The following is a 21,033-nucleotide window of genomic DNA, read 5'->3' as shown; positions in this document are numbered from 1 at the left end:
ATCACAGCATAGCGCAACCTCAAAGCCGATGCCAATTGCGTACCCTCCACTGCGACGATTGTTGGTTTCGTTAGTTTGAGTATCGTGGAGTAGAGTTCAATTAACCGGTCAATAGCTCCCTCCGCTGCCGCCTTTCCGGAAAGCCGGGCTACCTCCTTGAATCCCCGCCAGCACAAAAGGATGGCTCATTCTCGCCTGTCAATACCAAAGCGCATATCGCAGGGTTGTCCTCTGTCTCCCGGCAACGGTGCAAATGGCGTTCTCAAGTTCCAAGTTCATCCGGTTATGAGCATTCGAGTGATTGAACCGCGCGATGAGAACCGCACCTCGAGTTTCCCGTTTGACGAATAGCCATGATCTATGTGTCCATACGATGTCAGGGGATCGGCTCTCCGTTTCGCCGCTTTTAAAAACGCGTTGCGAAATCAATTATCCCGGCAGTCGAAAGTAGAGCAACATCAAGCGGGCGGGGCCTCTCATTTCTGGTAGGAAGAGCACAATCACTTTTTCCCTGCCTTCCTGCGATCCTCCCTTGGAACCAAGTACACGCAATGGCCGAGTGTCCGTGTGCCGGCCGCTGCGAAGCGCCAAGAGATCCTTGGGGGTGGGTGCTTGTAGAGCCAGATATTATGAACAGCGTCGTAGGCTTGAGTGCATCGACGGCGGCTGGCTGCAGCGTTCACGTTGAGACCTTCATTGAAAGTGCACGTCCCGACCACGACGTGGACCTTGTACATGGTCGCAACTCTGGGGCCAGGATTAGCGGCCATTTACGCCTGTGTTCTAGCTGCCTCCCGACGTCTGTAGATGGAGCAAGGGCTAACGCGTTCGGATAATTGCATGCCAAACTCCACAAACACATTCATTCGCCCAGTTCTCCATTTGCGACCAGCGCCCGCGAATGTTTCACCGGCGTTCGAGACGCTCAAGCATCGGAAAGCTCGCCCGACGTGAGGCGGCGTACGACCTAGGCGGTTCGTTTTCCATGCTGAACGTCACGAGGGCTCAATGATTCCGAGGTGAGCGAATAAACATGTGGCCAGACGATTTGCAGTTCCTACCAGAAATGGGAGAGCACCCTGCCTCGTTTTGCTTTTATGATGATGATCAGTATTCGGTGTGACCCATGATACAGGAAAAGACGATGTAAAGTCGACCGGACCACGACACGTGGAGAACAGTGGTGTATTCAATAGTTCCGCTGACAAGTCGTGCGGGTCCGGAAGCGCCATCTCAAGCAGCGGAAAGCCAAATGGTGCAATCGGCGCCTCAAACATCGCAAGACACGAGCTGGAATCTTACGCATCTATGGAGCGAGGTTGCAAATGATATGTCAAACAGACCATTCGGACGTGTCACGGGCATTGCAGGACTCTCAACGACGAGAGCAGCTCCTCAGTATCCTTGACCTCCTTAGGTATGCCGAGGTTGAGATAGCAGAGCTGGATCTTGGAATATCGACCGTGCTGTTGGGAGCTGCGATAGCCGATGTAGCTGGCAATTTGAAGCAGTATGCAAATGGATCCGATTTTCATCATTGATGAACAGCGCACTCGGCCGGAGATGGGCCGTATGGCACGTGTTTGTTCGCAGCGCGATGCTTACCTCGCCTTTGAAGCGGCCCCGGCCGAACTGGCGATCTGAATCGCCGCTCGCTGCTTAACCAGTCAATGGAGCAGGCCCATATCAGCTGAAAGGACGGCCGACCGGTTGTGCTCGTGCTCGGGCATCACCTAGTCAGTAAACGCCAGATCGTCCCTGTCAACGACCCGGTTAAGCCCAGACGCGATCCGCGCTCCTTCCTTGTGCTGCCGAGTGACACAGCGCAGTTCCGCGCTCGACCAGATCGTAAGCCCTCTGGCAAACTCACTGCCGTGGACGTCTCGTATAATAACAGCATCGCCCCGAGAAAAGTCTCCATCGAACGATTGCACTCCTCCGACGCAAAGACTATTTCCTGATCGGACCTGCATCGCTGCCGCAGGGTCAACAACAATGACGCCGTTCGGCCTCAGCGTGTTTCCGATCCGCCTTTTTCGCGCGACGCGAGCGGCATTCGAAGGATGGAACCAAGTACACGGCTTACCTGCATCGATTGCTGAGAGCGGATAGGCCTCACGACCGTCTGCGATTATGGTGACGCATCCAGAGGCAACTGCAATCCGCGCCGCGGCGAGTTTGCTCACCATGCCGCCGGCGCTATAATCGGAACGCGCTCCGCCGGCCATCCTCACGATCTCCGGGGTAATCTCATGCACCTCCTTGATTAAAGAGGCGTCTGGGTCTCCGTGCGGGTCCGCCGTATACAGGCCGCCCACGTCGGACAGGAGCACCAGGGTGTCGCTTCCGATCAACCTTGCAACGCTGGCGGCAAGATGATCATTGTCGCCAAAGCTGGCTGCGCTAGTCGCGATGGCGTCGTTTTCATTTAGCACGGGAATCGCTCGAAAGGTCAGAAGATTGGTCAACGTTGCGCGAGCATTTTGCATGCGTCGCCTTTCGGTGGTATCATCCAGAGTCAGCAACACCTGCGCAGCCGTCATCCGATGTCGCGCGAATATTTCCCTATGAGCTCTGGTAAGCTGCATTTGCCCCACCGCGGCGGCAGCCTGCCGGTCTTTCTTCAGCAACTTTCTCTGGCCAAGACCAAGAGCATGTCTTCCGATTGCAACGGCACCGGATGAAACCAGCACGACATCCTGTCCGCGGACGCAGAGCCGCGCGATGTCCCTGGCTAACATCTCAAGCCACGAATCTCTAATTGTGCCGCTGGATTGATCGATTGCGAGAGCCGAGCCAACCTTCACAATGACGCGCCGCGCGGAAGCAAGAGTTGTACGGGATCCAGGCTCCAGCGCAATTGGCCTTCCCTTCCGGGCCTCATATTTGGTCGCCCCAGTACACTGAGTAAGATCCTCGCTGGCCATAGCTCGCCCCGTAGCAAGTGATAGCGCGGCAGGGGCTCGTCGATGATCTTGCCTCTGCCTTGGCTCCCTATTTTCGACCCAGAACTCGCGCGAAATGAGCTTTGGCGGAGTTGCTGTGGAAGCCAGCAAGAATAATGTCTTTGGCCACGGGAGCCAGCTTATGCAGCCCCGCAATGAAGGACCGGTTCACAAACTCCTTAGTACGCCGATGTGTGACTTCCGGATAGGCGCCAAAGACGGCGGCTCGCGAGACCGCCTCCTTCACGATATCCTTCGCCTCAGCAATCTCATTGAATAATTTCTGTTCTGTGCCCCACTCGATCGGTACAGGCTCGCATCCGAAGATTATGTTCGACATTGCCGCGCGCCCAAGCGATTTCTCCAGCATGTAGGCGCCGATCGGATAAGACAGACCATGCTTGAGTTCCTGAGCGAACACCTTGGCTGTTGCCGCTCCCACACGCCAATCGCAGCAAAGCGCCATCTGGAGTCCGGCGCCTATTGCGTACCCGTCAATGCCCGCGACCGTGGGCTTTGTTACGCCCAGAATCGCGACGTCCTCAACTTCGGTCGCCGTGTTAACCTCGCCTGATTCTGTCAGATCGCCTCCAACACAGAAAGAGCGGTCCACGCCGCCAGTAAGAACTATTGCTTTGACGCGAGGGTCCTGCTGGGCCGATTGACAAACCTCGACGAGGCCTCGCTCAAGCTCTCGATTCAGGGCGTTTACCGGCTTCTCGCGATTGAACTGCGCTACAAGCACGTCTCCGTTCATGTAAACATTCAGTGCCTTCATGTAAGTCTCCGTGAGCTTTGAAGATATCGCTTCGGTCCCCGGCCTGCGAGGCGAAGATCGATTGAGCTCGATGTCTGCCGTCTGTCCACCACCTATTGCCATCCGCCGGCCTGCTTTCGGATCGTTCAAAACCTTATCAGAGTTGCACACCAAGCCTAATTAAAATTCTTATAACAGGTGTCGTTTTTGTTTATAAATTCTTAGAATAGATGTACAGTGGAGCGACCGAAAAACTATAGAGGCCAAGGGGCACCGCTCAAGCTTTCGCATCCGAAGTTCGGGGCGATGGCGGATGCGAGTTGAAGGCGGCGCGACAGGTCGGCAGCGGCGCCGAAGCCCGTTGGTTGATCCGCGCGAATAGTGTCCGGCGGAGCCGCGAGGGCACCCATCCATTTCATTTTGCACGAGGTACACGTGAGCGGAATGACTGAACAAGCCAACTACGATCCGTCCGTGGCGAACCGCGCCCAGCCCGTCGAGAAGGATCTTTACGACATTGGAGAAGTTCCTCCGTTGGGTCATATTCCGAGGCACATGTATGCTTGGGTGATACGGCCGGAGCGACAGGGGGATCCAGAGATTGCGATGCAGGTGGAGGTGCTTGATACCCCCGCGATCGGACCCGAGGACGTCCTGGTCATGATTATGGCTGCCGGGGTTGGCTACAATGCTGTATGGGCATCGCTCGGAAAGCCCGTGTCGCCCTTCGATATACATCGGCGCCCTCATCACATCGCCGGCTCCGATGCTGCTGGAGTCGTTTGGGCTGTCGGACAGCGCGTGAAGAAATGGAAGGTGGGTACCGAGGTGGTTCTCCACTGCCATCAGGACGACGGTGACGACGTCGAGTGCAATGGTGGCGACCCCATGCTCTCGCCCTCTCAAAGAATTTGGGGTTATGAGACCTCGGACGGATCGCTTGCGCAATTCGCACGAGTGCAGTCGCATCAGTTATTGCCTCGTCCAACACATCTTAGCTGGGAAGAAAGCGCCTGCTATGCGGGCACGCTCGGTACTGCATACAGGATGCTGTTTGGTCATCCACCACACGCTGTCCGGCCAGGTCAGAACGTTCTGGTGTGGGGAGCCGCCGGCGGGCTTGGCTCCATGGCAGTCCAGCTGGCAACCGTCACGGGAGCCAACGCAATCGGCATCGTTTCTGACGAGTCGAAGCGCGACTATGTCATGTCGTTGGGGGCCAAAGGCGTGATAAACAGGAAGGAATTCGATTGTTGGGGCCGACTTCCCGATGTCAATGAGACCGCCATGTACAGCAACTACATGAAAACGGTGCGCCACTTTGGCAAAGCCATTTGGGAGATTACAGGAAAAGGCAACGACGTCGACGTGGTGTTTGAGCACCCGGGAGAAACGACATTTCCAGTGAGCTGCTATGTCGTGAAAAGAGGCGGAATGGTTGTGTTCTGTGGTGGCACCTCAGGTTACAATCTTACGATGGACGCACGCTTTATCTGGATGCGGCACAAAAGGATCCAGGGTAGCCACTCCGCGAACCCATATCAGTTATGGGAAGCTAATCGGCTGGTTCTCGAGCGACGCATAGATCCCTGCCTTTCCGAAGTGTTCACCTGGACCGAAATTCCGCGCGCGCACTGGAAAATGTGGAGAAACCGACACCAGCCCGGAAACATGGCGGTTCTAGTCCAGGCAGGTGCTGCGCGGCCTATGAGCTAAATCGAGCCCGATAGCCGGATATCCACTATCCTTACGGACCTCGGGCCCTGTGGCGCGCCGTCATAGACGACCATGTCCTAGCTGTTTGTGCCGTGGGCGGCCGATTTTCCGTTCGACGTCCCGGGCTCCAATCCGTACGTGACCCTGCCCTGAAAATCCAGTCCTGGTGATCGATGAGAACTAAAGCGCGGCCATTGGGAAACCTCAACATCTGCAACTGAATGTCAGCGAGTACTCCGGTACGCATACGACGAAGGCCCCCTGATTGCCGCGTACGCGCGGGCGTGGCGAGCTGTATGATAGCGTTGGGTGAAGGTCAGGCGGCTTGCCGATCGTCGAGCTTGCCGGCTTGGCACAGAAGCTTCCATTCCCAGGGAAGCAGTTCGTGCAGACGCGATGCAGGAAGATCGGCGATACGGGCTAGGATGTTGGCGAGCCAGGCCTTGGGATCGACGTCATTCAGGCGACAGGTCGTGATCAACGTCAGCATGATGGCCGTGCGGTCGGCGCCGCGTAGGCTGCCGGGGAAGGTCCAGTTGCGCCTTCCCAAGGCGATGCCGCGCAACGCTCTTTCGGCGGCGGGCAGATCCTGCCATCGTCGAGGAAACGGGCAAAGTCGGCCCAGCGCCTGAGCATGTAGTTCATGGGCTTCAGGACCTCGGAGGAGCGCGAGAGGGTTTCTCGCTCGCGCAGCAGCCAGTCGTGCATGTCATCGAGCAGCGGCTTGCTTCTCTCCTGGCGCACGGCACGCCGCTCGTCGGCGCTGCGGCCGTTAATGGCGCGCTCGATCTCGAACAACACATCGCGGCGTCTGACAGCCTCCAGTGCGATTGGGGAGATCGGTTTGCCCTTGCGACCTTCCCTGGCATTCTTCTCGATGTCGGCCAGGTCGAAGAAGCCCCGCCGCGCATGGGCGAAGCAGAATGCCGGCGTGATCGGCATCGCTTTCTTTTGCGGGTCTAACAACGGCTCGAAACCGCTATAGCAATCGGCTTGCAGGATGCCGGCGAAGGCAGCCAGAGTGCTTCTGGGGAAGCTCGCTCCGTCGGTCGCTCGAGGTGTAATAGACCGCCGCCGGCGGCGCAGGCCCACCGTAGGGCCCGTCATCCCGCACATAGGTCCAGATCCGGCCGGCCGTGCACTTGCCCTTCGCCAGGATGCGGATGGTGGTGTCGTCGCCATGAAGGCGCTCGGCTGCGAGTACATGACGCTCGATCAGCTGGAAGAGCGGCATGACGGCGAAGTTTCCGTGGCCGACCTGGTCGGCCAGCGTCGACAACGGCAGGTCGATCCTCTCGGCCTTAAAGCGCACACTCTGGCGGTTGAGTGGGATATGCATGCCGAACTTGTCGAACAGGATCGTCGCCAGCAATTGCGGACCGATTAAGCCGCGCGACGCGGCATGGAACGGTGCCGGTGGCTGGCTGATCTTCTCGCAATCGCGGCAGGTGAACTTTTCCCGCACCGTCTCGATCAGCTTGAACCGGCGCGGGATCTCCTCCAGCGTCTCGGTCACATCCTCGCCCAGCTTCGCCAGGCGCGATCCGCCGCAGCAGGCACAGCTCTTCGGGGCCTCGATGACGACGCGCTCGCGCTCGACCGGCCACGGCTTGCGTACCGGCCGCTTGCGCGTGAAGGCGCGCACGCTCTGGGTTTTCGTCGCCGCGGCCTGAGCGGCAAGCTCGTCCTCGCTCGTCGTGGTGACAAGCTCTTCGAGCTCCAATTCCAATTGTTCGATCAGCCGCGCCGTGCGCTCGGAGCGCTGCCCGTATAGTTCGCGCTTGAGCTTCTCGATCCGCAGCTCAAGCTGCGCGATCAGAGCCTCGTTGGCCGACAGCTCCGCCCGCGCATTGGCAGCTACCGCCTCGGCTTGCAGCCGCGCCTCACGTTCGGCCTGCAGCGCCGCCAGGGCACTCGCAAGATCCGACGGAAGGTCGTCCGGCTTCGATATCATGAAGCCATTGAATCAGATCAAGCAGCAGATTCAAACCCAAAACCACTATCCGACCCGCGTCGGACGCTGGGTTTCTTGAGGGTTGCGCCAATCGATCCGGACAACAGGTAGCTCAACTGCGCCGGCGAGATCGTTACCGATTCACCGGCAACCGATGGCCAGATGAACCTTCCTCTCTCGAGTCTTTTGGTGAACAGGCATGCTCCCTGGCCATCGTGCCAGATCACCTTCACAAGATCGCTTCGGCGACCGCGGAAGACGAACAGATGACCGCTGAGCGGGTCCTTGCGCAGCACCTCCTGCACTTGGAGTGCCAACGACGAAAGCCTCGGCGCATGTCAGTGTAGCCTGTCGCGAGCCACACTCGCGCGCCCGTTGGAACCGGGATCATCGGCGGACCAAAGCATCGAGAACGTGACGTAGCGCGTCTCCATCAACGTCGCCACCAACCCGGATGCGGTGCCCGGTACCAAGATCAATTTCGATGATGCCCTGGCTCTTTCGTCGACGCACCGCCGTCGTCAATGGCGCTTCGGCCACCTCCCGCCGCGGCACAGACGGCCCAATCTCGACCGGCACGAACGGCGCTATACTCGCTTCAGCGTGCTTGCAAAGCTCCTTGCGCCACCTGAACAGCTGGCTCACATGAAGCCCGGCCACGCGAGCCACCTCGGAAACATTGGCTCCGGGCTCAAGCGATGCTTGCAACCAGCCGTTCCTTCTCATCCTGCGACCACCGGCGCCGCCGCTCGACCGATGTGATCACCTCCGCCCTCGAACTTGTCATAGCGCTTCTCCTAGGATTACCCCTAGGACCTGCAGCGCTTGCTTTCGTCAGACAAGGCGGCCTTTGGCGGAGGAGATACGTACTCCGTTAGGAGTGCTGCCCTCCAATGAACTCTTGAGCGTACTGTCCGCCATCTCGGGGCGAAGGCAAGGGCAGCTGCCCTGGAAACGTCCAACGTGGCTCCGAGGATGAGAACAGCGTTTGCGGGATTTGGTGCAATCGAAATCTTAGCTGCATCAAATGGCGACGATAACTAGCGCAATCATAGATGCGACAGCTATAGCGCTTGTGCGGTCCCTTAATGCCCAGACGACTGGGTCGTCGTCCATCAGACGCCGGTGCGCCATCATGAGCGCCCGGCCTATCCAATACAGAAGAATTGGACAGATAAGCCATAGTGCCTTCGGGTGCCGATACAATATCTGTACATCCGGAGACGTAACATAGAATGCAAAGATTGTGACAGCGTTCAAGCCAGCTGCAGCAGCCAGAGCCGCAACGACATCAAGATCGCCGATCCTATAGTCCCGGCCTGAACGATCTGAGAGGCTGCGGTCGAGCCTCGTCGCTAGTTCAACGTAGCGCTTGATTAGCGCGAGCGACGTGAAAATGAACATGGAGAAGCTGAAAAGCCAATTCGAAATCTGTATTTGAGCTGCGAGGCCACCTGCGAAAATGCGAGTCGTGTAGAGCATTGCGAGCACCAGTACGTCCAAAAGCATCTTGCGTTTGAAATAAACTGAATAGGCGCTCGTTAGCGAAAGATAGCAAAACAATACGCCAACAAACTCAGGCGAGATTGTAATTGCAAGCGCCAGTGAGAATACGAGCAGCGCCGGGACGGTAAGCAAGCCAGTGCGAGGCTGGAGAAGCCCACTCGCAAAAGGGCGAGCACGCTTGGTCGGGTGCGCACGATCAGACTTAAGATCCAGTAGGTCGTTGATAATGTAAACCGCTGATGCGCAAGAACAAAAAGCCAGAAAGGCGATCACATCCGCAATGAGATCGGCCAATGACAATCGATGAGAAGCCGCTAAAGGCAGAAAAATGAGAAGATTCTTCACATATTGAGGCACCCGAAGACTCTTGAACCACGCCCGTCCACCCGCATTTCCGTCATCCAATGCGATGTAGTTACTTCCTTTGAGAGTAGCGAGCCGACGCTTTAGCGAGTTTGAAAGGCCGACAGCGTATGCCTTATCTGCAACGTCCCAAACCGGAAAATCTGCGGGGCCGTTGCCGAGGTAATCAAATCCATTCTTACCGAAGGCAGCTGCAAGTAGTTTGGCCTTCAGATCTCCTGACAAATTCGTTTGGTCGTCAGAAGCAAACCAGCCGTCGAAGACGCCCAAGTGATCTGCGATGGCCTTCGCATGTTTCGCGTTTGCTGAGGTAGCGAGGTAAACTCTTCTGCCTTGCGCCTTGGCCGAATGGATTAAATCCGTAACATCCGTGTTGTAAGGAAGGGTCGCATAATCCAGCTCGGACGATTGCGCAAAATGATGTTTTAAGGCCGCCTTGCCGTTGCTCCGGAGCGCTGCGGATGCCGCGCGGAACCCCAAAGGTAAGACATTTAGAAGCGACTCATACAGCACGTCGGTAAGCAGCAAAGATCCGTCCAGATCTACGACCAGGGGTTTTCCATGTGGAAATTTAGAATCGGCGACTCTAACTGGCATTGCTCGTTAGCTCCTGTCGAGTAACTGTTGGGCAAAACGTGTGCCCGAGAGCAGACCTGGTTTTAATTCTCGAACACAAATCATGCGGGACTCTCGCATAGAAGATGGAAACGGCTGGTCATTTGTCCGGACGCACGAATGCCATTCTTCGTTAGATCGGCGCAATCAGCAAACCGCGCGTCAAGCTTGGTTCTGGCACTAGTCCGCCCTTCAACCGTGGCGGCACCTCCGATCAGCTGGAGTCCGCCGTCTTGCAATTGGACCAGATGGGGCAGCGCCGTGCAGGGGCGTGTCACCAGCTTGCCCACAATTCGCCGAGCCAGATGCTCCGGGGCGAAAGCACGTGAAGTGCGCCTGCAGTCCGCCATCCACTTTGATCAGGGATGAAGGGGACTATATGCAGCACCATCCTCCTTTCCAAAGCTATTCCGACTCCTTGAGTAATTTTATGCGCGAGCTTGCTTCCCACTCAAATGACGGAGCGAGTCGGTTTTATGGAAGCAGAGCATCACGCGTTTCACGCATCTGCGCGTGCTCAAACCTCTTACTTCTTGCTCGCGTGGTAGCAACCGTCATGCCAGAGATCAGGCATGGGGTTAAGCTTCTGATTAGCATCGAGATGCTTGTGATTCGTGCCCGCGGCCAATGTGCTCAACCGGACAGCGATTGTACCCTTGTCAGATGACGGACAAAGAATCATTTCACCTGACGGACTTCCAGATCACCGGCGAAGAACACCTGAGTATGTAATGCTACGATGATGGTCAGTACGACTAAACCGTTATGTCTCATTTCGTGCTTCGGGAACGCGCTCTGGACGACGCTCATCACCTTTGCGGTTTCGGTGATCCTGGTCATGCGCTTCGATCCCGTTGAGCAACGCGTCATCGCAAAGTGCGAAGAGGGCCGAGGGGGCGAGGCGTAGCGGTCGCAGCGTGCTGTAATTGAACCCAATGTAACAGCACGGTCGGCTCGGCGTATATTCCAGCTGCTCCGCCATGCCACCCTTTTCCATCTGATTGACCTAGCTTTTCACATAATCCATTGCGATGGAGATAAATCAGCGTTCGAGAAGACTGTCGAGTGCATCTATGAAGTTGTCGATATGGTCGCACGTGCCGATCAGCGGCGGCTCGAGACGGATGACGTTGCGATTGTATTCGGTGAATGCCACCAGCACATCGGAGCCGCGCAGCAGCAGCACCCTAACGAACCCGGAGAGGGAGCCCTTCAGTCTATCGTCGAGCAGTTCTGAACTCCATAACAATCATGAGGTCAATGGCGTGGACCTCCATGGTAATCTTCAGGTAACTTGTTGTTTGCAGCACGCGCAGTCATTCGAGCAACCAGGAGCCGGTCTGGGCGGCTTTCGATCAAGTTCTCGTCATAAAGGACATTGATCGCCTCGATCGCGGTACTGCATGGTTTGCTGCCGCCAGGGCTTGCCGGGGCATGGATCATAACGGTTTTCGTCGTGCCATAGGCGTTCATGTAGACATAGCGCCTGGCGATCAGCGCCGCCATGGCGACTTGCCGCTCAAAGCGACTTCGTCAGCGAGATCATGGCCGACTACATCTTCAGCGAAGGCCGAACCGATGAAACCACCTTACGGACACTCATTCTCGAAAAACGGCCTAACTATGGTCCTAGGTCCGAGATGACCCAACCTTGGCCACAGCGGTCTCCCCATGGGCTTATCGCTTTGAAACAGCCGCTGCGGCGAATGCGCCGTCTGGCACCGCAATGGTTATCGCGCATCCTGCAGGTGGATGGCTATGCTGCCTATAACAGGCTCGCGCGATCCGCGGCAATGATGGCATCACATTGGCTTGCTGCTGGTCAACTGCAGACGCAAGTTACACGAGCGGCATGTTGCAGGGAGCTCGGAAGTCGCAACGGGGACGCTCCAGCGGATGGCGAAGCTCTGGCAGGTCGAGAAAACGGCGCGCGGTCAAAGCCGCGACACTTGCGTTGCCGCGCGCCAGCAAGCGTCCGCGGCGATCATCGCAGATCTCTTCGATCTCTGGGCGCAGACCTTGCGCCGAATCTCCGGCAAATCAAAACTGGCTATGGCGATCCGCTATGCCGTCTCGCGCCGTGCCATCTTCCAACTTCCTGACTGATGGTCGCATCGAGCTGGACTCCAACATTGTCGAACGCGCCATCCGGCCACAAACGATTCCGGAGAAAGAATAGCCTCTTCGCTGCGGCGACGACGCCGGACAAACCTGGGCGATCATCGCACCACTGATGCAGACGGTAAAAATGAACAAAAATGGACGCGCTATGGCATGGAACCACGTCGCCTAACGGCCTCGGCTTGCCGCTTACGATAGAGTACGGCTCGCGCTTGCTTGCTGGAGAACTGAGGTCGATTTCACCGCTCATCTGAGGATAACATAATAGTGATCACGAATGATGAATCGCGCATTGCCAAGCACTAACTGTCTTGTTTGACGCGTCGACTGCGACCTTCAAGCAATAAAGGCCGCATCGTCCGCCGTGGAGCGCTGCACCGCTCAAAAGAGATTGCTAGAAATCTAACTGACGATCGACCCGCCAAATGCGGAAGAGGACTGATCCTCTCCTCCAGAGTGAGTTGTCTAATCGCAAGGATACATAAGTCGCTTGCCCACGAGAAGTATCTGGCCGTTCTTTCTCGACGTGTAGCTTCGCTGGATCGCTATCGTGCCAGCTCTCAACACAAGTCGTCTCCGATCTAGGCGTGAATACGCCATAATTTTTGGTGAACAAGCGAACAAGCTACGCGGAGAACCGACGATCTCGTCTCAGTGTGGCAAGTTGTGTCTCCACAACTGTCCTGAGGCTTCGATGGCAGCTGTTTACATCTGCGCCGCGGTATCGGCACCCGGAGTATTTCCCGGGAACTCCCGTTCCGTCAGCTTGTCCCAACCTCATCACAAGGCAACTTCCGCCCGTGCGACACGAAGGTCGACCTCGGACGCACTTGAACTGATTTCCGTATTGTCAGATAGCGTCTCTCTTTTGGTTGGACGTTCCACATTGAGCGCAGGATGATCCAGGAAAATCTCCCGGCGGCCGGCGTTTTGGGGAGTCCCAACGCATTCGATCTGTGATTCACTGCGTCGCATGGATGCCGACCGCGACGCTGATCCGGATGACGTTGCCGCCCTTAAAGAGGCGCTCGCGGTCGAGCGCGCGAAGGGTTTGGAGATTCCCGCCGAGCTCGGGTCTCCCGCGCGAAAGCGTCGGAAGACGGAGCGCTGATCACTCAGCAGAAGCTGCGGGTTGCCAAGTTAAAGCATTAGATCTAGAGGCAACGTCAGAGCGTTCGGCGCGACTGATCGAGCAGTTGGCATTGGCAGTCGAAGAGCTGGAAGCCGACGCCACCGAGGACGAGCTGGCGGCGGAACAGGCCGGGGCCAAGACGACGACGGTGCGGGGATTTACCCGCAAGCGCGCCGAGCGCCAGACCTTACCCTAGCACCTCCCCCCAGCGAGTGGTGATCGATGGGCCGACGCAGTGTGAATGCTGCGGCAGCAATCGCCCTCGCAAGCTCAGCGAGGACCTGAAGCGGACGCTGGAAGTCGTGCCGCGCCTGTGGAGGTGATCGGTCCGGGAGAAGTTCTCCTGGCGCGACTGCGAGAAGATCAGTCAGACGCCGGCGCCGTTCCATGCCATCGCTTGGGGATCGGCTGGCCCGAGCCTCCTGGCCATGATCATGTTCGAAAAGTTCGGTCAGCATCAGCCGCTCAACCGCCAGGCCGATCGCTACGCTCTGGAAGGAGTGCCGATCGCATTGTCGACCAGGGCGGATGCCGTTGGGGCGGTCTGTGCCTCGCGGGATACCCTGCTGCGCCTGGGGGAAGCTCATGTCATGGCGGCCGAGCGCCTTCATCCCGACGATACGACCGAGCCTGTCCTAGCCAAAGGCAAGACCGATAATGCCGCTGCTGGATCTACGTCCGGGACGAAGGGCCGTTTGGAAGCACGGACCCGCCGGGGGGATGTTCTATTACTCGCGCGACCGCAAGGGCGAGCATCCCCAGGGGCATCTGGCTCGATATGCCGGCATCCTGCCGGCCGACGCCTATGACGGCTACAACCAGCTCTATCTCGCCGGGCGCCAACCCCAACCGATCCGGGAAGCTGCCTGTTGGTCGCATGGAAGGCGCCCGTTCTTCGCCATGGCCGACATCGAAGAGAATGCGCGGCGCAAGGGCGCCGGAAAAAGGAAATCCCGCTCTCCCCGATCGCGATCGAAGTCGTGCGGCGGATCGATGCGCTGTTCGAGATCGAACGCTCCATCAATGGCAAGAGTGTCGAGGAGCGCCTTCAGGTGCGGCAGATGCTGAGCCGTCCCTTGGTCGATGATCTTCAGGTCTACATGCGGGAACAACTCGCCAAGCTCTGCCGTGGGCATGACCTGGCCAAGGCGTTCAACTACATCCTGAAGCGCTGGACCAGCTTTCACCTTGTTCCTCGAGGACGGGCGCGTGTGCCTCTCCAACAATGCCGCCGAGCGAGGGCTGAGGGGCATTGCTCTTGGCCGAAAGTCCTGGCTGTTCCGCGGCTCCGATCGCGGCGGACGGCGTGCGGCGGCCATGTACAGCCTGATCGTCACGGCAAAAATGAACGGCGTCGACCCGCAAGCCTGGCCGGCCGATGTTCTTGCCCACATTGCCGCCCATCCGGCTCATCGGCTCGACGAACTTCTGCCCTGGAATTGGACGTCAGCGCTCTCCGCTCAAGCCGCTTGACCACCCACGTCAACAAGGTCCATCACGTCACCACCATGACTATGGTCGATTGGTTGTGGGACATTGCCAACGAGATGGAGATCGCGGACGGCGTCATCTGGGCCTATGGCATCGGAGAAGACCGCGTCAAGGCGTTCTCCGACTTCGGAATCGAGAACCTCATCGAGCTCATCGAGTTCTAAAGACAACCCTGGACTACTCAGGCGGTAACCCTGCGGCTTACGCCGAATGGGTACGTTTCGTCGTCACCTCGCTCAAGCGCAGCGAGGCGGGCGGGCGGCAGCTCTACGAAGACGTCTACTGCGCCCGTGGCGACATGGAAAACCGCATCAAGGAGTGCCAGCTCGGCCTCTACGCCGATCGCACTTCCGCAGCGACCATGCGCGCCAACCAACTGCCGCTGTGGCTCGCCTTGCCGAAACCACCTTTGCGGAGCCACCTGCGGCACCATCCGCCTCAAGCTCCTGAAGATCGGTGCGCATCAGCGTCTGCCGCATCAAGATCGCCATGGGCTCAGCCTCCCCGCCCAGGAGTGGGGACACGTGGCTCGCTGCCTGGCCGAAGCCGCCACGGCTCCTTCTCGCCCTCGCCAGATCATTCCATCCCCGTCGCAGAGCAATTGGTCGTGTGACTAGGGCGGCCCCAACACGCCGTGCATTCCACTATGCCGAGCCTGAGCTCTGGCTGATAGATGCTCACTGCCGGGCAAGCTATTAGAAAGCTATCGTCGCTCTTGGCAAGCCCGCTCACTACGGAGGAGCTACATATACGCGTTGGATATTAAGCCGCTAAGGCCGTGGCTGCGCTAGAACGTCCTAGGGTTTTCGAAATACCAGAAGCTCGTGCCTATAAAACAACTTCGTGTACTGGGACCGAAGGATCAATTGCAGATCGAAGTTTGCGGCCCATTCCAGTGCAGCTTCGAGAGGCAAATACTCGACTATTTCCCTTGCGATGACTAAGTCATGCAGCCGGTTGACAAAGGCATTTAAGGAGGGCTCGTCCGCCATATCCTTGTAAATGAAAAGACCACACGGCTTAACTCTTTTGATACATCCTGCGAATGTGGCATTGCGGTGTTCGAGCGGAATGTGGTGCATGACATCGATCATCATCGCCACATCGAACTGCTTTTGGGGAACGTCGTCAATCGAGTCCATTACCTGAAATGTCAAGTTAGATTGCGGATAATACTTCGCGGCGAGTGCGGCTTGCGCAACAGCTTTCGAACTGACGTCGACTCCGTAGCCGCTCGAGATCCGACCAAGCGCCGCGAGCGTAATCAGTTGCGCGCCCATTCCGCAGCCAACATCAAGGACAGAGGCGCCTTGACATATGTGTTCGTACAGAGGCCAAGGCGGGCAAATGTCTGACCGATACCGGATCATAATTCGCTGGAGATATCCTGCACTAGTGTAGGCCGGCAGGATATTAGGCACCCGCTGTACAGCGGTAGTGCGCCGGAGGTTCCGCAAGAGCTGAGAGACTGACCCTATCACGGCAGCGGAGCCTCGGCCTAAACCCAGAGCGATTCGAGAACCAACGTCTTCTCGCACAGAGTATCCGTGGCCTGCCTGAAGCCGTGGTATGCCGCGAGCTGTTGCTGCTCAGCCAAGCGCGCGATCGGCTCACGCTTCCAAGGAGTAGAGCTAGCCAACAGGAGGTCAATTACTTTCGGCGGGTGCACGACGAAGCCAACATTAATTATCCCCATCTGTCCCTGGGTTGTGCCCGAAGGTGGAGACACAAATTGGGAGAGCGCCGAGTCGATCAGCCGGATGGATAGCAGCTCCGGATGGGTAGCAGCTAGCGTGGGGAGCGCATCCTGGCCACGATGGAAGACCATCGAGGCGGCTACGTCAATGTGTCCCACATCATTGCCATAGGTAAAAAAAAAGCCGTCTTCATCCCTGGGGCAATTAGCGACGCGCTTGAGTCGACCATAATTCATGATCTTCTCTCCGACATAAACCAGAGCCGCATGGTGCTGGTGACCCGCATGCGGCTCTTCGTCATGGCGAAGGGTGACATCCGACACCTGCAGGAAGTAGTCGGCCAGGTGTTCCGTAATCTGATAGCCCTTGTAGCCGCAGCAGACCACGAAATCGTTGATCCCATATTGGGAGGAGTATACTTTGAGGATGTGCCATAGAATCGGGTTGCCGCCGATCTCGATCATGAGCTTGGGTCGGAGGTTGGATTCCCTCGGAGCTGGAGGGCCAAGGCCACCCGCAAGAATCACAGCTTTCATCATTGGTTCCATCGCTAGCTATCCAGGCCTTTGTCGCCTGACTTCACGGCAGGATTGCTCTGCCAGCGCGGCCGGGCGTGCGGGCTTGAGTAGAAACTGCATGGTCTGATTCGGGTAGCCGTCGTCAAAGACGGGAGGGTCCAACGTAGCGGCAACAACGTAGTCCGCCTCTCCTGCTCCAAAAGAGGCCATGACAATGGCTTGGTTAAGATGATACGGGCCCTCCTGCTCAATCAATACCCACGCTTTGGCAAGATCGGAGCAGTTCTCAAGTCCGAGCGTTTCCACTGCGACCGCGCTCCTGCCCGGAAATGACCCAATCCCGATCAGCCATGGTAAACCGAGCGCTCGCGTCTCAAGCACATACAGTAGGCCCGGCGAGATGCCAGTGAGATCGACCACCGGAGTACCGACTTCAAGGCCAGCCGCACGAGCCTGGACTTTGGCCGTTGCCAAATAATCGTGTAAGGATTGCGAGAGCACCAATTTTCCACCGCCAGGCATTCGCATGACAGCGCTATAGGCGCGCAAATTTTTCACCTGACGGAACGGCTCGAGCATGCCCCCGTTGACGACAGATGCAGTGAGCAACTGTGCGAACACCGCGAGGGGCAGTAGGGTGGCGAGATTGCGCCCCTTTTGCGCAAGAGGGCTCAGGAAAGCAACGACTGCGAGCACCCAGAACAAGGCGTCCCTCGAACCGATGATCCAGTGATTGCTAATGGAACCCACTGCGAACAGGTACGGCAGGACCAAAAAAATCAGCGCTAGACCGACGTTGGTCGGAACCTGGATGCGCAGAATCAATCCCCGACGATAGAACATCGCGCCAAGGCATGTGAAGACCGACACCAGGAACAGCGTTGAGGGACTGATGCTGATCGGATCGGTCCCCAGCAGCGCAATCAACATTGTTACGACGAGCACCGCAGTGAGAGCGAGCGATACAAGAAATTTGTGCGTAGCCCCCATAAAAATGCTGAGCAGAAGGGCTATCGCCACTAGCACAGCGATATTGAGTTGTGAGCGACTTGTAGCGAGCAAGTCAATCCGAAACATGCGAGACATCTCGTGGCCGGCACCCAGCAGGATTTCCATCTCGGCGCTATTAATCATACGGGTCACCAGCCCCATGATGCCGCCGTCAATCAAGTAGGCGGTAACGATCAGTAGAACGAGAGCGACCAGTGCCGCGCCAAGCATGGGCAGCAGCGACTTTCTGCGCAAAACGACGACATAGAGCGTAACCACGAGGGCGATGGCCGCAGCGGTAGTCGGCCTGGCCATAAAGCAGCACCAGCCACCAACACCGACTAGGATCCACCCCAAGACCTGGCAGATGCGCCCTGGCCGATCGGCCAGCAGCAAACCGATCATCACCATCAAGAGGGATTGGAAGGCCAGTGCATAGTAGCTGGGGGTGAGTTGCCAGAGACGGGCGTCGACTAGTGCCAGACTGGCGATCCCAGCTGATAACACCACCGCATACGGCCAGCCTACCGTCCAGAGGCGGCAGATCACAAGGAAGCTGAGAATCCAGCCGAGCGCCATGGTAAGCGTGACGTTTGCCACGCGAAGCATTGCGATGTCGCCATCCGCCCACCGATATGGCCAGTGATAGACGAAGCCGAAAAGGGACGGCGGCATATTGATTGCGTAGGAGAATGGGCTCGCAATGAAGTTAAGGTAGAAACCTTCGTCGCTGAGATACAGACCATAACTGCTGTAGTATAACAGCCAAGTGAGAAGGATCGCTGTGGTTACGGCAGACAGAGTCAGCAAAGTCCGATCCAGCAAGACAGACAACGTCCTTCCGTCGGCAAAATGATTATCTGTTGGCATAGGGCCGCCTTATAGACGAGGCTCATTCGAATGGATATCATCAGCCTCGAGGACCTTCTAACTGACCTGGGCCCCGCAATCTCCTGCAAGAATTGGTAGAGTCTGTGATCCGGAGCCCAATGCAGATGAAGACGAACCGGTTCAAAGAACAGGTCATCGCGATCTTGCGAGAGCAGGAAGCCATGGCGGAGACGGCCGATGAAAACACCGGATCAGCGGCGGCGGAGGTGGTGCTCGACCACGGCATGCTCACGGACATCCGCCCGTCCGTGTAACGACAATGAGCTTCCATTTGCATAAACGTATCCGGCCTCTCGCGGGTGAAGTGCTGTTGCAGCCAGGCCATGATTAGATTCGCGTCACGCCCTTCCCAATAAACGGTTCGAGCACGCAGCCACTTTTTTATGCAAAGGGCTTATGGCATGTTGATGCACGTTTCGTCATCACTGTTGCCGAGCCTTGCAATCGAGCCAGAATCTCAGATGAAGACAGGATCCCCGCGTTCGTAGGGCGCTTATGGTTTTGACAGGCGATGCCGCAAGTCGGCATGATCGGATGCATAGCTGTCAGCCGATCGTGAACCCAATTATGGCCCTTAGCTATGCCAACGCGATCTAAAGGCAAGCCTGTCTGCCAGCAGGTGAAAATGCATGAGAAGCGTCGCGTAGACAGTCGTCCCGATTGATAAGCCAATCGAGATACCAGCAACGCCAATGCCAATCTTCACACTAAGCACGTAGCTGACGAAGAAGCCGATGAGCCCATAGCCGATGCCGGCAAACAAGAGCGGCACCCGTGTGTTCTGCAGTCCGCAGGCTACCGGCTGCAATGCTCTGCACGGCATCCGATAAAGAAGCCAGCGCCGACCAAAGGAACTTTGCAGTGAGTTTGATCGTCGCGTCACTATCGCCCGGCGATCCGCCCAGAAACAATTCGGCGACCTCAAAACGCGCTGCGACCAGTCAGGAGCGCAGCGATCAGGATATCGAGGAGAATCGCGACGAGACCTACCGCTGATGCCGGGACAGTCATCAGGCTCGCCCATTAGTGAGCCGCATATTCGCTACTCACATCGAGATCGGGCTGTACATGGCACGTCGGATAAACAATCCTGGCTAGGAGCATTCTCAGATATGGCACGCGCATTGCGCGAATGAGAAAGAAAAGCCAACACCAGTTTGGCTCAAACCGGAGTTGTGGATAAACATTGCCCGATTCTAGTGAATGCGGCGACCAGGTCTGTGCTTGGCAGCGCACGAGCGCCGACCGTCTTGTTATCGCAAACTGGCTCGTTCCTGCCATGCAGCAACATCGCGGGTTCGTTTGCAGCGCGAAGCCCATTGATGATGAGCACCAATACCCGTGTGTCATCTCCGAGACGAACCACCAAGCCGAGTAGGCAGACTTGCAGCTTTCCGTCACTTTTTGACTCATTAAACAACTTCGATGATCACCACGCCGCACGAATTCATTATGGGTAAAGTTACGTCCTCGGTGAGCCTGTGTCTTCGCTACCTTAAGCTCGAAGCGCTCTTTCGAACCCGCTCCAGCTTTCTGCCGGGCAGCCATCCACGTGATCAAGACGGTGTCCCGGTTCGCTTCCGACCGGCGGATGCCGCCAAGATGATGTTCACCCAATAAAGCAAATTTGGCAGCACCGTCCCCGCGATTTGACCCAGGCACGTGTGCTGAATCTGCCCACCATGTGGATGCTGTGGTCGAGGTCATAAAGAATTTGCATGGTAGGTTACTCCTCAATGGTTCAGGACGAAGTGCAGGAACGCGTACGCTCGGATTCGGGATTGGTGAAGATCTTGTCGGGCGAGCCCTACTCGAAGATGCGGCCGGCATCAAACACGGCGATGCGGTCAGAGACTTCGCGCGAGAAACGCATCTCGTGCGTGACGATCAGCAGCCTGACCTTGGTCTCGTGCGCTATACCTCGGACGACGTCGAGAACTTCTCCGGGAGCTCGGGGTCCAGCGCCGGTCTGCTCAGCCTGGTCCTGGACTGCCTCAGCACGGTCGTTGGAGCCAGGATCAGGTTCTGCAGCACGGTCAGATGTGGAAATGGATTGAATTGCTGAAAGATTATGGCGCACCGACGGCGGGTTCGGGCCTCCCGGAGACGGCTTGCCCCCCGCATCAAAGAAGATGCTCTCGTCGAAAACCCGGATATTGCCGTCGGTAGGCTTCTCTAAGGCCATCACCAGGCGCAGCACACGTTGTTCCTGAATCGCTCGGGCCGATCAGCATGTCTTGTCGCCGGGCCGCACTTGCAGGTCAAAAACGACCAGCCGCGGTGAGCACCGAATGATTTCGAGACGTTCTCGAATTCGATAGCCCGCATGCCGTGTTG

Annotated in this window: 18 protein-coding genes and 4 pseudogenes; 8 read left to right on the top strand and 14 right to left on the bottom strand. The window is 57.3% G+C overall.

The features are described 5' to 3' along the window. Positions 1 to 1,518 precede the first annotated feature (1,518 nt). Positions 1,519 to 1,644 (top strand): hypothetical protein, encoded by a 126-nt coding sequence (locus tag GGD67_RS39740; protein ID WP_283814115.1) that lies wholly within the window; start codon positions 1,519 to 1,521, stop codon positions 1,642 to 1,644. 89 nt (positions 1,645 to 1,733) lie between these two features. Here the strand turns inward: GGD67_RS39740 and proB are convergent, their stop codons facing one another. Together proB and GGD67_RS14055 are read right to left on the bottom strand one after the other, a co-directional pair. Beyond that, positions 1,734 to 2,855, bottom strand: coding sequence for a glutamate 5-kinase (gene proB, locus GGD67_RS14060; protein ID WP_409411366.1), 1,122 nt, complete (start codon positions 2,853 to 2,855; stop codon positions 1,734 to 1,736). A 139-nt stretch (positions 2,856 to 2,994) separates the two neighbouring features. Next, a complete protein-coding gene (locus GGD67_RS14055) occupies positions 2,995 to 3,723 on the bottom strand; it encodes an enoyl-CoA hydratase/isomerase family protein (protein ID WP_179733539.1) in 729 nt (242 codons plus the stop codon). Positions 3,724 to 4,146: 423 nt separating this feature from the next. Between GGD67_RS14055 and ccrA the strand changes: the two genes are divergently transcribed. Beyond that, positions 4,147 to 5,418 carry a crotonyl-CoA carboxylase/reductase gene (gene ccrA, locus GGD67_RS14050; RefSeq protein ID WP_179733537.1) on the top strand — a complete coding sequence of 424 codons (1,272 nt, stop codon included), beginning with the start codon at positions 4,147 to 4,149 and terminating at the stop codon, positions 5,416 to 5,418. Positions 5,419 to 5,734: 316 nt separating this feature from the next. On the opposite strand, the pseudogene tnpC (GGD67_RS14045) reads toward ccrA, so the two are convergent. From tnpC (GGD67_RS14045) to GGD67_RS40135, 7 genes and pseudogenes are all read right to left on the bottom strand, one after another. After that, positions 5,735 to 7,372 (bottom strand): annotated as a pseudogene (tnpC, locus tag GGD67_RS14045) (IS66 family transposase). 17 nt (positions 7,373 to 7,389) lie between these two features. Further along, positions 7,390 to 7,677 carry an IS66 family insertion sequence element accessory protein TnpB gene (gene tnpB / locus GGD67_RS14040; protein ID WP_409411354.1) on the bottom strand — a complete coding sequence of 96 codons (288 nt, stop codon included), beginning with the start codon at positions 7,675 to 7,677 and terminating at the stop codon, positions 7,390 to 7,392. Positions 7,678 to 7,759: 82 nt separating this feature from the next. Then, on the bottom strand, positions 7,760 to 8,080 hold the full coding sequence (tnpA, locus tag GGD67_RS14035; protein ID WP_179733535.1) for an IS66-like element accessory protein TnpA: 321 nt from the start codon (positions 8,078 to 8,080) through the stop codon (positions 7,760 to 7,762). Between the two features lie 315 nt (positions 8,081 to 8,395). Beyond that, on the bottom strand, positions 8,396 to 9,838 hold the full coding sequence (locus GGD67_RS14030) for a UbiA family prenyltransferase (protein ID WP_179733533.1): 1,443 nt from the start codon (positions 9,836 to 9,838) through the stop codon (positions 8,396 to 8,398). Positions 9,839 to 10,534: 696 nt separating this feature from the next. Beyond that, positions 10,535 to 10,696, bottom strand: coding sequence for a hypothetical protein (locus tag GGD67_RS14025; protein WP_179733532.1), 162 nt, complete (start codon positions 10,694 to 10,696; stop codon positions 10,535 to 10,537). Between the two features lie 202 nt (positions 10,697 to 10,898). Then, positions 10,899 to 11,042: a hypothetical protein gene (locus tag GGD67_RS40140; RefSeq protein ID WP_409411353.1), complete on the bottom strand. Its 144-nt coding sequence runs from the start codon at positions 11,040 to 11,042 to the stop codon at positions 10,899 to 10,901. A gap of 71 nt (positions 11,043 to 11,113) precedes the next feature. After that, entirely contained in the window at positions 11,114 to 11,362 is a 249-nt protein-coding gene (locus GGD67_RS40135; RefSeq protein ID WP_179733529.1) for a hypothetical protein, read from the bottom strand. Between the two features lie 23 nt (positions 11,363 to 11,385). On the opposite strand from GGD67_RS40135, the pseudogene GGD67_RS14010 reads away from it, so the two are divergent. The 4 genes and pseudogenes from GGD67_RS14010 to GGD67_RS40130 all read left to right on the top strand — a co-directional run. Beyond that, positions 11,386 to 12,149: pseudogene (locus GGD67_RS14010) on the top strand (IS66 family transposase); the annotation flags it as partial. 801 nt (positions 12,150 to 12,950) lie between these two features. Next, positions 12,951 to 14,582, top strand: a pseudogene (gene tnpC / locus GGD67_RS14005) (IS66 family transposase). Then, positions 14,579 to 14,764, top strand: a complete 186-nt coding sequence (locus GGD67_RS14000) for a hypothetical protein (protein ID WP_210286465.1) — start codon at positions 14,579 to 14,581, stop codon at positions 14,762 to 14,764. The pseudogene tnpC (GGD67_RS14005) and the gene GGD67_RS14000 overlap by 4 nt, the downstream one beginning before the upstream one ends. A 53-nt stretch (positions 14,765 to 14,817) precedes the next feature. Further along, positions 14,818 to 15,061 (top strand): annotated as a pseudogene (locus GGD67_RS40130) (transposase); the annotation flags it as partial. 336 nt (positions 15,062 to 15,397) lie between these two features. Here GGD67_RS40130 and GGD67_RS13990 read toward each other — a convergent pair. From GGD67_RS13990 to GGD67_RS13980, 3 genes are all read right to left on the bottom strand, one after another. After that, positions 15,398 to 15,970 carry a bifunctional 2-polyprenyl-6-hydroxyphenol methylase/3-demethylubiquinol 3-O-methyltransferase UbiG gene (locus GGD67_RS13990; RefSeq protein ID WP_283814114.1) on the bottom strand — a complete coding sequence of 191 codons (573 nt, stop codon included), beginning with the start codon at positions 15,968 to 15,970 and terminating at the stop codon, positions 15,398 to 15,400. Positions 15,971 to 16,098: 128 nt separating this feature from the next. Beyond that, the gene (locus GGD67_RS13985) at positions 16,099 to 16,761 is read right to left on the bottom strand and encodes a glucose-1-phosphate cytidylyltransferase (protein WP_409411352.1); all 663 of its coding nucleotides are present in this window, start codon (positions 16,759 to 16,761) and stop codon (positions 16,099 to 16,101) included. Between the two features lie 90 nt (positions 16,762 to 16,851). Beyond that, positions 16,852 to 18,675 carry a hypothetical protein gene (locus GGD67_RS13980; protein WP_179733525.1) on the bottom strand — a complete coding sequence of 608 codons (1,824 nt, stop codon included), beginning with the start codon at positions 18,673 to 18,675 and terminating at the stop codon, positions 16,852 to 16,854. Between the two features lie 119 nt (positions 18,676 to 18,794). Here GGD67_RS13980 and GGD67_RS13975 point away from each other — a divergent pair, with 119 nt between their 5' ends. After that, entirely contained in the window at positions 18,795 to 18,950 is a 156-nt protein-coding gene (locus GGD67_RS13975; protein WP_179733523.1) for a hypothetical protein, read from the top strand. A 320-nt stretch (positions 18,951 to 19,270) separates the two neighbouring features. Here GGD67_RS13975 and GGD67_RS13970 read toward each other — a convergent pair whose 3' ends face one another. Further along, on the bottom strand, positions 19,271 to 19,459 hold the full coding sequence (locus GGD67_RS13970) for a hypothetical protein (RefSeq protein ID WP_179733522.1): 189 nt from the start codon (positions 19,457 to 19,459) through the stop codon (positions 19,271 to 19,273). Between the two features lie 98 nt (positions 19,460 to 19,557). On the opposite strand from GGD67_RS13970, the gene GGD67_RS39735 reads away from it, so the two are divergent. Beyond that, the gene (locus GGD67_RS39735; RefSeq protein ID WP_283814113.1) at positions 19,558 to 19,692 is read left to right on the top strand and encodes a hypothetical protein; all 135 of its coding nucleotides are present in this window, start codon (positions 19,558 to 19,560) and stop codon (positions 19,690 to 19,692) included. A gap of 811 nt (positions 19,693 to 20,503) precedes the next feature. Here GGD67_RS39735 and GGD67_RS13965 read toward each other — a convergent pair. Then, positions 20,504 to 20,896, bottom strand: a complete 393-nt coding sequence (locus GGD67_RS13965; RefSeq protein ID WP_179733520.1) for a hypothetical protein — start codon at positions 20,894 to 20,896, stop codon at positions 20,504 to 20,506. Positions 20,897 to 21,033 lie beyond the last annotated feature (137 nt).

The organism is Bradyrhizobium sp. IAR9 (genome assembly GCF_013408065.1).
In the GTDB taxonomy this organism is placed as follows: Bacteria; Pseudomonadota; Alphaproteobacteria; order Rhizobiales; family Xanthobacteraceae; genus Bradyrhizobium.
Note: the sequence above shows the minus strand (reverse complement) of the source record. Positions and strands in the feature narration are given on the sequence as shown.